The following is a 12,992-nucleotide window of genomic DNA, read 5'->3' on the forward strand; positions in this document are numbered from 1 at the left end:
ACCGTCACGTTGCCCGGCTAATGTGGCCAAAACATGGAACCAGAGTGGAGAGGCTGCGATGCAAAGGGCGAGTGCGCTGCTGCTAAGCGGCCTTCTGTTCGGGCTGATCGTGCTGATGGGCGGGGCGATGCTTGCCAAGGGCGGGCTTTACCTGGGCAAGCACGAAGGCGATACACTGCATCTGGCCGACATGGTGCTGCGGATGGCCGAGGCGGGGCAGTGGCCGCACCTTGATTTTACCACGCCGATAGGGGTGCTGGCGCTGGCACCTGTCGCCTTTTTCGTCTGGCTCGGGGCGGGGCTTGGCCACGCGGTGATCTGGGCCGAAGTGGCGGTGGCGCTTTTGCTGCTTTTGCCGCTGGCGCGCGCGGCGGGGTCGCGGTTCGAGGCGACCGGGGCGCTGGCCTATGGGGCCTATGTGGTGGTGCTGTGCCTTGCGCTGGTGCATGGCGAGGCGAATTCCGCCGTGTCGCTTTCGATGCATTACAACCGCTGGGCCTGGGCGGTGGTCTATATCATCGTGCCGCTGGCGGTTCTGCCGGGCGCGGGCGAGCCCAGGCCCTGGCTTGACGGCGCGCTGATCGGGTTCGGCATGGCGGCGCTGGCGCTGATCAAGGTCACCTATTTCGTCGGCCTCGCTCCCGCGATCCTTCTGGCCTTTGCGGCGCGCGGCGAGGGGCGGGCGTTCATTGCGGCGATGTTTGCGGGGCTTTCGGTGGTTGCGGCGCTGACGGTGCTGGCGGGGCCGGCATTCTGGCCCGCCTATTTCGGCGATCTTCTAAGCGTTACCCAGTCTGACACACGGGTGGTGCCGGGGATGTCGCTTGCCGGGGTGGTCGGCGCGCCCGCCTATCTGGGCGGGTCGCTGGCGCTTCTGGCGACCGTCGCCTTCTTGCGACAATCCGACAGGCTGGCCGAGGGGCTTTTGCTTTTGGTGCTGACGCCGGGGTTCTTCCTCATCACCTGGCAGAACTTTGGCAACGATCCGCAGTGGCTGGTGTTGCTGGCGGCTTTCGCGTTGCAGCTTCGGCCCGATCCCTACCGCCATAACGGCCTTGGCATGCCGCTCAAGGCCAGTTTGACCACCGCGGCGGTGGCGGCACTGGCTTTTGCCACACCCTCGATACTCAACCTTGCCGCGAGCCCGTTCCGGCAGGCCTTTGCCAGCAGCGAAGGCATGGTGCCGCTGCTTTCGGCTCGCCCCGAGCATGCCGACCTTCTGGTGCAGGAAACCCGGCTTTACCGGGCAAGCGCGTTGCAGCCGCTTGATCTGCCGGGCGGCCCCTTTGCCGCCTACCGCGACCGCGCCGAGCGGGACGAGGCGGCGGTGCTCAATGGCGAGACCCTGCCCGAGTGCGAATTGCAGGCGGGCTACAGCGCCTGGTTCGAGACGGCGGCGGCAGAGCTTGTGGCGGCGGGGTATGCGGGCAAGCGGATACTGGTGGCCGATCTTTTCTCGTCGCTCTGGCTTTACGGGCCGTTTCCGCCGCTGCCGGGGGGGGCGGCGTGGCTTTATGGCGGTGCGCCGGGCATCGAGGCGGCGGAATTCGTGCTGGTGCCGCTCTGCCCGACCACGCTGCACTCGCGCGCCGACATGCTCAAGGCGCTGGCGGAAGATGGGTGGACGCTGACCGAAGCGCGGCGCAGCGCCAGCTTCATTCTGCTGCGCCCGTTCAAGCCGTGAGCGCGACGATCGCCAGATAGCCGCAAAGCGTGCCGACAAGCGCGAGACCAAGCGGAAAATCGGCGCGGCTCCAGGATACCCAGTCGGGGGCGAGGCCGCGCAGCGCGGGCACCCGCCGCACCAGACGGTGCGCGACAAACGCGCCAAGCAGGAACGCCGCCAGCAGGATCAGCACAAGGTTCAGGTGCGCCTGCGCAAAAAACGGTGCCATCGCGGCGGCGAATTTCGCATCGCCCGCGCCGAAATGCGCCACCGCGTTGAGAATGATCCCGGCGACAAGCACCAGCGCAAAGTGCAGCCAGCGCCAGGCCCAGACATCGAGGGGCAGCAAAAGCGGGCCGGCCAGAAGATAGACGCCGAGCAGCGAGAGCACCGCCGCATTCGGGATTTTCATGGTTTTCAGATCGGACCAGGCGACCCAGGCGCAGATCGGGCTGACCAGCACCAGAAACACCAGCGCCGAGGCGGGAACCGAAAGGCCGAGCACGGGGGCTAACCCCGCCCGACGTTGGCATCAAGCGCGGCAAGCGCGCGCGCGGCCTCCTCGAAATGCTGTGGGTGGGTATCGACCGCCTGCTTCAAGAGCGTGCGGCCAATGTTGACATCGCCCCGCTTGATCGCCGAAAGCGCCGCGGTATAGAGCAACTGCGCCCGTTCGATCTGGGTCATCGGCATCACCGGCAGGTCGTATTTGCCCTGCGCGGCGCGGGCGAGCACCAGATTGTTCTTGGCGGTGAAAAGCCTGGCGTCATGCGTCAGCGCTTCGGAAAACAACCTTTCGGCCCCGGCGTGGTCGCCGCGCGAGAGTTTGGAATAGCCCCAGTTGTTGAGCACCGAAGCGGGGGTGGTGGTCAGCCCGGCGGCGATTTCATAAAAACTGTCGGCCTTCTTCCAATCCTTGCGGAAGTCGGCAACCATCGCTTCCAGCCGGTAGCGCGCGTAGGTTTCATGCGTCGGCGGGATCTTGTTCAACTCGGCCTCGGCGCGTTCCCAGGCGTTCATCCGAATGAGCGTGTCGGCAAAATCGACGCGGTCCTGGTTGCTTGCCTCGGGATGCGCCAGCACCGCTTCCCAGACCGCCGCGGCGTCGTTGGGCTTCTTGGCCCGCACCAGCGATTTTGCCAGCCCGCGCATCAGGTCGATGCGGCCGGGCTTTTCGGTGGTGGCGCGCAGAAAATAGGCGACCGCCTCGTTCGGGTCGCCCGCGGTCAGCATCACATCGGAAAGGTTGGTCTCGTCGATCACGTTGACGCTGGCCATGGCGCGCGCCACGTCGGCGTCGGACTGCTGCTCGCAGCCAAGCAATGCAAACACGCTGCCAATGCAGAGCGAAATCAGAACCGGGTGGCGCATCTTTGTGCGTCCTTTTGCTCGTTGCCTCAGGGACTGGTCAAAAGCAGGTATTGCCCGTTCCCGCGGTTGACCAGCGAATATGCCTCGCCGGGCAGATCATACGACGGGTTTTCGATCTTGGCGAGCGCGCGGCGCAGATTTTCGCGGATCGAGTCTGTTTGGCCACTGTCAAGCGCGTAGGCGGTCTGAAAAACCCGCGCGGCTTCGGCATATTTGCCGGTTTCCATCAGCACCACGCCGAGGTTGTTCCAGGCGGGCACGAATTTGCCGTCGATGGTAATGGCCTGCCGCAGCAGCCTTTCAGCCTGCCCGAGCCGCCCGAGTTGCAGATTGGCCGAGCCCAGGGCGGCGATGACATCGACCGTGGCACCCTGTTCTGCCGCGGCGCGGTAATAGGCTTCAAGCGCCAGTTCGTATTCGCCCGCTTCCATCAGCCGATGCCCGACCGTCAGCCCGTCCACTGCGGCACCGCGCGCCGTGCCAGGCGCGTAGGGCGAGCCCGGATCACGGCCAAGACCGCCTGTCGGCTGACAGGCGGCCAGTGCCAGAACGGCCATGATCGCGGTGGCGGCCTTGCCGCCCGGAAAACCAGATCGCATCGCCTCACATGTTCAGGTTCGCGAAGGTCTGCATCATATCGTGAACCGACGGGCCGACAAGGATGATGAGCAGCGGCGGCACGGTGAACATCATGGTGCCGAGGGTCATCTTGGTGGGGATCTTGTTGGCGGCCTCTTCGGCGCGCATCACCCGCTTGTCGCGCATGTCGCCCGCATAGACCCGGAGCGCCTCGGCGATCGAGGTGCCGAAGGTCTGCGACTGGATCATCACCGTCACGAAAGAGTTCACATCCTGCACGCCCGAACGCTCGCCAAAGGCGCGCAGCACCTGCGACTTTTCCTTGCCGGCCTTGATTTCATAGGCGACAAGGCCGAATTCCTCGGCCAATGCCGGGTAGCCCGCCTGCAATTCCTTCGAGACGCGAATGATGCCCTGATCGAGCGATTGCCCGGCCTCGACGCAAACCAGAAGCAGATCAAGCGCATCGGGAAAGCCGTTCTGGATATCGCTCTGGCGTTTTTGCACGCGCCGCTCGACCCAGTATTTCGGCAGGTAATACCCGGCACCGCCGGGCAGCAGCACGGTCAGGATCATCTGCGGCGTCGAAACCTCGCCGGTCTGCGTCGAGACCAGAGCAAAGACCACGCCGAGCGCCAGCATGCCCAGCCCCAGCCCGAACTGGATGGCGTGGAAGTTGCGCACCGCGTTCTTGCTGCGATAACCGGCGCGGGTCATTTTCAGCCGCGCGTCGGTCATTTCCTCTTCGGTCTGCGGTTCAAGGAAACCGGCGAACTTTTCGAGCTTGTTCTTGCCGCTGCCTACCCGCAGCGATTGCTGCGCCTCGGTGCCCGCGCGTTGCGCCGTCCCGCGCACGCTTTCGCGCAGCTTGTCGAGCGGGTCAGTGCTTTTGCGCAGCATTGTCGGCAGCACCGCAAGCATCAGGAGGATGCCGACAGCGGCAACAGCGATCACCGGCCCGAGCGGGCCGAGCGTCTCGGTCAGCATTCTGGTAATGGGCGCGAAAAACTGCATGATGACCCCCCCCTCAGACCTTGATGTTCACCATTGCCCTCATGAACAGCATGTTGATGCCAAGAAACACGAAGACGATGATGGCCGCAGGAACGAAAGCCGAGGTTTCCTTGACCGCGTCGTAATAGGTGGGGGAGGTGACCTGGATGATCAGCAGCACGCCAAGCGGAAAGGCCGAAAGGAACTTGCCCGACCATTTCGCCTCGGCGGTGATCGCCTTGACCCGGCGGAACAGCCGGAAGCGGGCGCGGATGACCTTGGAAAGCCCTTCGAGAATTTCCGCCAGATTGCCGCCCGAGCTTTGCTGGATCGACACCGCGACCGCCAGGAAGCGCAGATCCTGCATATCCATGCGTTCGGCCAGATCAGCGAGCGATTCCGAGACGTTGCGCCCATAGGCAGCCTCATCGGCGATGATCCCGAATTCGGAGCCAAGCGGGTCGGCGACCTCTCTGGAGACGATCTGGATGGCAGCGGAAAACGGGTGGCCGACGCGCAGGGACCGCACCATCAGCTCAATCGCGTCGGGCAATTGCTCTTCGATCATCGACATGCGCTTGTTGGCCTTGCCGCTGACCCAGAGGTACACAGCGCCAACCCCCATCGCCACCGCCAGCGCGATGCGCACCGGGGCCGCAGCATCGGTGCCGATGGTGAGGCCAAGATAGGCGACCACCACCAGCAAGCCCATCACCGCCATCAGCGCCCTTGGCGAAAAGGCGATATTGGCCTTTTGCGCCTTTTCGGCGAGCAGCGAGTAAAGCGGAATGCCCTTGGAGTTGCGGTGCTGCGAGATTTCGCGGCGCAACTGTTCCAGCACCGCTTCGCGGCGGCCGCCTTTCTCCAGAAGCTCCAGTCGGCGGTTGACGCGGCTGTTGAGCGAAATCGACTTGCCGAACACCAGCAGGTAGATGCCTTCGACCAACAGCAGCACGGCGACGAAGATCAGGCCGTAGATGATCGGAGTCGGGCTGATGATCATGCTCAGTTCCCCACGGGTTCGTAGATCGAGGCTGGCAGATCGTAGCCCCATTGCTTGAAGCGGTCGGAGTAATGCGAGCGCACGCCGGTGGCGGTGAAGCGGCCGATGATCTTGCCGTCAGGTGCCAGGCCGAGGCGCTCGTAGCGGAATATTTCCTGCATCGAGATCACCTCGCCTTCCATGCCGGTGATTTCGGTTACCGAGACCATGCGGCGCGAGCCGTCTTGCAGGCGCGAGGCCTGCACGACAAGGTTGACGGCGCTGGCGATCTGGCTGCGCACCGCCTTGATCGGCATTTCGATGCCCGACATCGCCACCATGTTTTCTAGGCGGCTGACCGCATCGCGCGCCGAGTTGGCGTGGATGGTGGTCATCGATCCGTCGTGGCCGGTGTTCATCGCCTGCAACATGTCGATGACCTCTTCGCCGCGGGTTTCGCCAACGATGATGCGGTCGGGGCGCATCCGCAGCGCGTTGCGCAGGCAATCGCGCTGGGTCACCGCACCGCGCCCCTCGACGTTTGGCGGGCGGCTTTCCATGCGGCCGACGTGGACCTGTTGCAGTTGCAATTCGGCGGTGTCTTCGATGGTCAGGATCCGCTCGGTATTGTCGATGAACGACGAAAGCGCGTTGAGTGTGGTGGTCTTGCCCGAGCCGGTACCGCCGGAAACGATGATGTTGAGCCGGGTCGAAACCGCGGCCTGAAGATAGGCGGCGATTTCTTCGGTGAAGGCACCAAAGCGCACCAGATCGTCGATGCCGAGCTTGTCTTTCTTGAATTTGCGGATGGAGACGAGGCTGCCATCAACCGCGACCGGCGGCACCATGGCGTTGAAACGCGAGCCATCGGCTAGGCGGGCGTCAACATAGGGGTTCGATTCATCGACCCGGCGACCCACCGCCGACACGATCTTGTCGATGATCCGCAGAAGGTGCTTTTCGTCCTTGAAGGTGGTGTCGGTCAGCACCAGTTTGCCGGCGCGTTCGACGAAGATCTGCTGCGGGCCGTTCACCAGAATATCGTTGATGGTGTCGTCTTTCAGTAGCGGCTCCAGCGGCCCGAGGCCCATCACCTCGTCATAAAGCTCCTGGTTCAGGGTGGCGCGCTCGGCCCCGTTCAGCACCACCGACATCTCGCCAAGCGCCTCGGAAACGATCGAGGCGATTTCGGCGCGCAGATCGGCTTCGGGGGCCGTTTCAAGCGCAGCAAGGTTGAGGTTTTCCAGCAGCCGCTTGTGCAGTTCGACCTTCAGCTCGCCCATCCGCTCCTTGCGCTTGCGTTCCTTGTCGAGGATCGCGGCGGTGGCGGCATCTTGCACCGGGGCGATACGGCGGTGCGATATCGCGGCATGTGGGGCGGCAGCCGCCGGGGCGGCGCTGTGGGCGGCGGGGGCCGCAGCCGAGACCGAGGGTTTCTTGTAACGCGAAAACATCTTAACGTCCTTAGCTGCGGCCTGCCTCGGCGGCGCGGTTCAAGTCGTAGAGCGACTTGGCAAGTTTCTGGATCTCTTTGCGCAGCGGTGCCTTGGCGGCGGTTTCCGCCAGCGGCAGGCCGTGGTCATTGGCCTGGGTGACCTGTCTGCCGCCGTCGGGCAGCTGCACCTCAATGGCGATGTCGAGGCTTTCGGCCAGCCGCCGCACCCGGCTCTTGCCGGTGAGGTCGGTAAAGCGCGGGGCGCGGTTCAGAACGAAACGCAGTTTTTCGGCGGCCAGACCCTCGGATTTGAGCGCCCGGATCATCCGCAGCGCGTTCTGCGCCGAGCGCATGTCGAGTTCGAGCAGCGCGAAATAGACATGCGCATGCGACAGCACGGTTTCGGTCCAGCTGACTACGGTGCTTGGCATGTCGATGACGACGAAATCGAAGTTTGCCTGCGCGAGATCAAGCAGCCGGGCGATATCGTCGCTGGTGACGATGTCGAGCGGCAGCATGTCGGCGGGCGCGGTCAGCACATGCAGGCGGTCGTTGAAGGTGGTCAGGGCCTGGCTGAAGCTGTCGGCATCAATCTGCGAGGTGTCGCTGAGCAGCTCGAACACCGCCTCGCGGCGCGGCAGGTCGAGATAGGTCGAGGCCGAGCCATACTGGAAATCGAAATCGAGCAGGCAGACCCGCGGCGGATTCTTCTTGTCGATATTGGCAAGCTCCCAGGCGAGGTTTACCGCAAAGGTGGTGGCACCGGTGCCGCCGGCCAGGCCGTGCACCGGCAGAATCACCGCATCCTTGCCACCGGTGGCCTTGAATTTCGGCTTGGCGTGCGCGGGGTCATGCAGCGCGATCGGCTGATCTGCCGCCGGGGCGGGGGCCTTGCCCAGCCGCTCGATGGCATCGTGCAGGGCGCGTTCCGGCAGCGGATAGGGCACGAAATCGTCGGCCCCGAGGCGCAGCAGCTGGTGCAGCGCAATCGGGCTGATTTCCTCGGCGATCAGGATCACATGAACGGCGTGTTCCTTGGCGGCGCTGATGATGCCGGAGATCCGCTTCAGGTCGGCTTCGTCTTCATTGTCCACAGCGATTGCCACGAACCGAAGTTGCGCCGCCTCGGGCTGGTTCAGAAACAGCACCGCATCCTGAAAGTTTAGATCACCCCAGCTTTCGCCCATTTCGGCTTCCATATCCTCGATCAGCAGATCGAAGTTGGCCACATCACGCGAGATGGTGCAGGCCAGAATCGGGGCCGGTTCCGGTTTCAAGACTGTTGCTGCGCTGCTCATTGCCTGTCGTCCTTCTGTCCGCGGGGCAGGGGGGCGATGCCTTGGGGCAGTTCTTGCTGTTGTCCCGCATTCATTGCTCACACACCCCTGCACGACTCACTCGCCATGCCACTATCTCAGGAGGGTAAATTCGCTGCCAATCTTGGCCAGAATGGGGCTAAAGAAACGTAATTGTGCGATTTCGAGAGACTATCGAAATGCCGGGGCGGCCTTTGTTCCCAAAGACCGCCCCCGATATTCGCAAGATTGACCGAATGCCTCAGCCGCCACCGCCTACCCCGGCCGCCGCAGCAGCGCCGCCGGTGGCACCGCTCAGCTGCATCCATTGCGCCGAGGCGACATAATCGCGGAACACGATCTCGGCGTATTTGCCGTTCATCACCGTGGGATTGTTGCGCACGAAGCCCGAAACCTCGGTGACCGTGCGGCGGTTGCGCACGTCTTCGGTTTGGACATAGACAAGCGGCCGGGTTTCTCCGTAGGAGACCATCGCCTCCAGCCGCGAGCGGCTGATGCCTTGCGAGGTGAGGAAGGCGACCACCGCCTGGGCGCGGCGCAGACCGAGCGCCTTGTTGTAGGCATCGGACCCGACCAGATCGGTGTGGCCATAGACGCGGAAACGCACTTCCGGGAATTGCCTGATCCAGTCGGCCTGCTGTGCCAGCGCCCGCTGCGCGGCACCATCGAGCACCGAGGAGTTGAAGGCAAAGTTCACCGTGGTTGGCACCTGCGCGGTGAAGCGCTGGTTGAGGTTGACCGCATAGTCGCGCTCGCCCGATTGCAGCATCGTGTTGTTCATCGTCGAATTGCCGAAATCGGCGGTATCAAGCTCGGACCCTGCCTCGCCAAAGAACGAGCCGCTGCGCTGGCAGCCGGCAAGCCCGGCGAGGCACAGCAGCATGACCGCAAGTTTTGTGTGCGCGCGCATCGCCTACTCCATCACATAGCCATAGGAGCCCGAAAAATCCTGCCGGGCGACTTCGGCGGCAGCACCCGTGGTGGGGGTCTGATCCGAGGTCTTGCCGAACAGGAAGAGCTGGTTTTCGGTTGGCGGGCGCACCCGGTCGGTGGGCAGGGCAAGCGCCTCGCCGCGCGTCGGGGTGACCAGATGCGGGGTCACGATGATCACCAGTTCGGACTGCCGCCGCTCAAACGAGGCAGAGCGGAACAAGGCACCCAGCACCGGCACATCGCCAAGCCAGGGGATCTGGTTGTTGAGGTCGTTGAAATCGTCTTGCAGCAGGCCCGCGATGGCAAAGCTTTCACCATCGCGCATTTCCACGGTGGTCTGGGCATCGCGCCGCTTGAAAGCATTGATCGAGAAGCCGTTGTTGTTGACCATGGTTTGGGTGGTGTCGATTGCCGAGACCGCCGCCCTGATTTCAAGGTTGATGATGTCGCCATCAACCACCCGCGGCACGAACGAAAGCTCGACCCCGAAGGGTTTGTATTCAATCGCGATGCCATCCGAGGTGGAAACCGGAATCGGGTATTCGCCGCCAGCAAGGAACTTGGCTTCCTGGCCAGAAAGCGCGGTCAGGTTCGGTTCGGCCAGAGTGCGCACCATGCCCTTGGCTTCAAGCGCCTCGAGCATGACGCCAAGCGTGATGTCGCCCATGGTCACGGTCGCGCCGATGCCGCCGAAGCTGTCTTGCCCGAGCGTCGGCGGATCGCCCGCCAGAAGCGCGTTGACGCCGCCGATGTTGCCGGTGCCGAGGCGCACCGAGGCGAGGTTGCCCGGCCCGAGCAGTCCAAGCGAGGCACCGAGGTTCTTCGAGACGGAGCGCTGCATTTCGGCAAAGCGGACCTTCAGCATCACCTGCTGGGTGCCGCCGACGCTCATCAGGTTGGAAACCCGGTCCGGCGCGTAGCGCTGGGCCAGTTCCAGCGCGCGGTCAAGCCGCGCGATCGACGAGACGGTGCCGGAAAGCACGATGCCGTCATTGGCGGTGCGCACCTCGATGCGCTCGCCGGGCAGGATCTGCTGCAACCGCTCCTTGAACTCGGCAACGTCGGGGGTGACCTGCACCTCGACGTTCGAGATCAGGTTGCCGTCGGCCCCCAGAATGGTCATCGTGGTGCGCCCCGGCGTCTTGCCGAGCACATAGATGGTACGGTCCGACAAGGTGGTGATATCGGCGATACCGGGGTTGGCAATTGAAAGTTCCGCGAAGGGAACGTCGCTTTCGACGACCACGGCGCGGTTCATCGGCACTGCCAGCGTCTCGGATGCGCCGCCGGAAAGCACCCTTAGCGCCTGCGAATAGGATGGCGCGGACAGCCCGACGGCAAACGCCAGCCCGAGCAGCAACGCCCTGAAAAGAACACGCAATTTCATTGTGATCCTGCCTCTCCGATCACGCTGCACGACGGGTCTTGTGCCCGATTTCTGGGGCAGGATGCGCGAAATGCCAATAATAAGCAAGAATCAACCGCTTGCGCGGCGTTTTTCGTTCGGTTTGTGCAACTGCGTGACGCGGGGGCATCACTACCCCCGCGTTGCAGAACGGCCAGAGCAGGCGTTCAGTTGGTGCACGGAATCTCGACCAGCACCAGTTCGCCGGCCTTGCGCGAGCGGATCGTGCAGACCTTTTCGGCTTCGACCTCGACGACCTCGGCCTGCTGGATGCCGAGCAGGCTGTTGCGATCGATCTCGATGGCGCCGACTGGGGTGGTGTCATTATTGCCCACCAGCGACAGCGTCAGCCGCCCGGTCGCCTGCGCGAGGGTCAGCGCCGCAACCTGTTCCGGCGAGACTTCGGCGGTAACGGTGCGGGCGATCTTGGTTTCTTCCGAGCGGTCGGCATCGGCGCTCTGGTCGATGGCGATCAGCTTCAGATTGGCCTCGATCAGCTTGGTCACTTCGCGGTTGCCCGACTGGCCGAACCAATAGACGTCAACCACGTCACCCGGTCGGAGAAAGCCCGAGACGCCGCTGGCGATATCGACGTTGATGGTGAAGGCGCGCATATTGGGCGCGAGGTTCGCCATGATCCCGGCATCGACGCCGGGCGGGGTGATCTTGCTGGCCAGCAGCGGTTCATAGGCCATGTAGCTGCGCAGCGCCGCGCGGGGCCGGGTTTCGCCATCGTAAAAGACGGTGGCAAAGCTGGGGTCGGTGCCCATCGGCACGGAAATGGCGCTGAAGATGCCTTGCGGCGTCTTGCCCGCCTGCACGCCGACGATTTCCAGATCGGCCTGGGTGAACCGCTCGCCGTATTTCAGTGCGCGCTTGACCACGACCACGCGCACCAGATCGGGCGCGTTGGCCTGCGCTGCCAGGAGCGCGTCGCGTTCCGATTGTGCCGAAGCGATATAGCCCTGCGCCATATAGACCGCGAAGCCCGCAAGCGCGATACCCACCAAAAGCACCAAGCCATAAACCATACGCATGCGTTGACCCTTCCTGTTCCACTTGCCGCCCCACGCAAGCCGAGGGGCAGCACCTCACCATGCTGCAATCCGTTTGTGGCCGGATCGTGGCCAATCTTGGCCAGGATCGTGCAAAGCGCTTCGGGCGCGCTTCAGTTTCAGAACGCCGTCTTGATCGACTGGTCGTCCATGAACACCACGATGTTGTTGTTGGCAGTGCCGATCTCGACCCAGATCGTATAGGCTACCGCCATGCCAAGCCCCGAGACGACGGCGGTCAACACCACCCAGTCAACGGTCACGGCACCCTCAACGTGATGCCACAGGGAACGGATACGTTTCTTCATGCTCATGCTCGTAACCTCTGGCTTAAACTATCGCCCGTGGAATACAAACCGCGGGCGGCCCAAGCTGCACCCTGGAGGCAGAAAACGGCACATTCGGGGCGCTTTCGGGATTTCTTTTCGGCATGTGTAATGGCTTGATCCAAAAGAAAAAGCCGCGCCAAATGGGCGCGGCCTTGAAGGCAAATGGCGCGCGATCAGAACGTGGTCTTGATCGTGGCGCTGTCGAGGTGACCGGCGATCTTGCTAGTCAGGTTGCCGGTCGATTGCGACACCATGGCAAGCGCGGCGGCACCGAGGCCGACGACGGCGGCGGTCAGCACGACCCAGTCAACGGTCACGGCACCGTCTTCTTGGGCGCGGAAGGATTTCAGCATTTTGAACAGTTTCATGGGTAGCTCCTGGGTCCTGTTTGCGCCGCGTCCCGTCGTCATCGGCCTGCTCTGCTTTGGGCCTCGTCCGTCGCGGTATGGGTTTGTTTTGGCGGTCAATCGTGGCCTGATCTTGGCGGGCATCGTACATTTTCAGGGAATATTCATTTTTTCGCGTGCAACTCTGCGGGCGCTGAATGCGAAAAGGCCGCGCCCCTCGGGGCACGGCCTTACGCAGTTCTGACGTCTGGCAGCGATCAGAACGTGGTCTTGATCGTGGCGCTGTCGAGGTGACCGGCGATCTTGCTGGTCAGGTTGCCGGTCGATTGCGACACCATCACCAGCGCGGCAGCACCGAGGCCGACGACGGCGGCGGTCAGCACGACCCAGTCAACGGTCACGGCACCGTCTTCTTGGGCGCGGAAGGATTTCAGCATTTTGAACAGTTTCATGGGTAGCTCCTGGTCCTGTTTGCGCCGCGTCCCGTCGTCATCGGCCTGCTCTGCTTTGGGCCTCGTCCGTCGCGGTATGGGTTTGTTTTGGCGGTCAATCGTGGCCTGATCTTGGCGGGCATCGTACAT

The 12,992-nt window shown here is 63.4% G+C and carries 14 protein-coding genes; 1 reads left to right on the forward strand and 13 read right to left on the reverse strand.

What is annotated here, in order from left to right; genetic code table 11:
• Positions 1-58: 58 nt before the first annotated feature.
• Positions 59-1,684 (forward strand): hypothetical protein, encoded by a 1,626-nt coding sequence (locus Q8J98_RS13455; protein WP_305294821.1) that lies wholly within the window; start codon positions 59-61, stop codon positions 1,682-1,684.
• Here Q8J98_RS13455 and Q8J98_RS13460 read toward each other — a convergent pair.
• From Q8J98_RS13460 to Q8J98_RS13520, 13 genes are all read right to left on the reverse strand, one after another.
• The gene (locus Q8J98_RS13460) at positions 1,674-2,171 is read right to left on the reverse strand and encodes a prepilin peptidase (RefSeq protein WP_305294822.1); all 498 of its coding nucleotides are present in this window, start codon (positions 2,169-2,171) and stop codon (positions 1,674-1,676) included. The genes Q8J98_RS13455 and Q8J98_RS13460 overlap by 11 nt on opposite strands.
• A gap of 5 nt (positions 2,172-2,176) precedes the next feature.
• Positions 2,177-3,037 (reverse strand): lipopolysaccharide assembly protein LapB, encoded by an 861-nt coding sequence (locus Q8J98_RS13465; RefSeq protein WP_305294823.1) that lies wholly within the window; start codon positions 3,035-3,037, stop codon positions 2,177-2,179.
• Positions 3,038-3,063: 26 nt separating this feature from the next.
• Positions 3,064-3,636, reverse strand: coding sequence for a tetratricopeptide repeat protein (locus Q8J98_RS13470; RefSeq protein ID WP_305294824.1), 573 nt, complete (start codon positions 3,634-3,636; stop codon positions 3,064-3,066).
• A gap of 4 nt (positions 3,637-3,640) precedes the next feature.
• The gene (locus tag Q8J98_RS13475; protein ID WP_305294825.1) at positions 3,641-4,630 is read right to left on the reverse strand and encodes a type II secretion system F family protein; all 990 of its coding nucleotides are present in this window, start codon (positions 4,628-4,630) and stop codon (positions 3,641-3,643) included.
• Between the two features lie 13 nt (positions 4,631-4,643).
• The gene (locus Q8J98_RS13480; protein ID WP_305294826.1) at positions 4,644-5,612 is read right to left on the reverse strand and encodes a type II secretion system F family protein; all 969 of its coding nucleotides are present in this window, start codon (positions 5,610-5,612) and stop codon (positions 4,644-4,646) included.
• A 2-nt stretch (positions 5,613-5,614) separates the two neighbouring features.
• Positions 5,615-7,045, reverse strand: coding sequence for a CpaF family protein (locus tag Q8J98_RS13485; RefSeq protein ID WP_305294827.1), 1,431 nt, complete (start codon positions 7,043-7,045; stop codon positions 5,615-5,617).
• A 10-nt stretch (positions 7,046-7,055) separates the two neighbouring features.
• Positions 7,056-8,324: an AAA family ATPase gene (locus Q8J98_RS13490; RefSeq protein WP_305294828.1), complete on the reverse strand. Its 1,269-nt coding sequence runs from the start codon at positions 8,322-8,324 to the stop codon at positions 7,056-7,058.
• A gap of 259 nt (positions 8,325-8,583) precedes the next feature.
• Entirely contained in the window at positions 8,584-9,252 is a 669-nt protein-coding gene (locus Q8J98_RS13495) for an OmpA family protein (protein WP_370868092.1), read from the reverse strand.
• 3 nt (positions 9,253-9,255) lie between these two features.
• Entirely contained in the window at positions 9,256-10,662 is a 1,407-nt protein-coding gene (locus Q8J98_RS13500; protein WP_305294829.1) for a type II and III secretion system protein family protein, read from the reverse strand.
• A gap of 185 nt (positions 10,663-10,847) precedes the next feature.
• Positions 10,848-11,717, reverse strand: coding sequence for a Flp pilus assembly protein CpaB (cpaB, locus tag Q8J98_RS13505; protein WP_305294830.1), 870 nt, complete (start codon positions 11,715-11,717; stop codon positions 10,848-10,850).
• 137 nt (positions 11,718-11,854) lie between these two features.
• Positions 11,855-12,049, reverse strand: a complete 195-nt coding sequence (locus Q8J98_RS13510) for a pilus assembly protein (RefSeq protein WP_305183572.1) — start codon at positions 12,047-12,049, stop codon at positions 11,855-11,857.
• 188 nt (positions 12,050-12,237) lie between these two features.
• A complete protein-coding gene (locus tag Q8J98_RS13515; RefSeq protein WP_305183571.1) occupies positions 12,238-12,432 on the reverse strand; it encodes a hypothetical protein in 195 nt (64 codons plus the stop codon).
• Between the two features lie 236 nt (positions 12,433-12,668).
• Positions 12,669-12,863, reverse strand: coding sequence for a hypothetical protein (locus Q8J98_RS13520; protein WP_370868093.1), 195 nt, complete (start codon positions 12,861-12,863; stop codon positions 12,669-12,671).
• Positions 12,864-12,992: the final 129 nt, after the last annotated feature.

Origin of the sequence: Phaeovulum sp., from assembly GCF_030684035.1 — a bacterium.
Lineage (GTDB): Bacteria > Pseudomonadota > Alphaproteobacteria > Rhodobacterales > Rhodobacteraceae > UBA6213.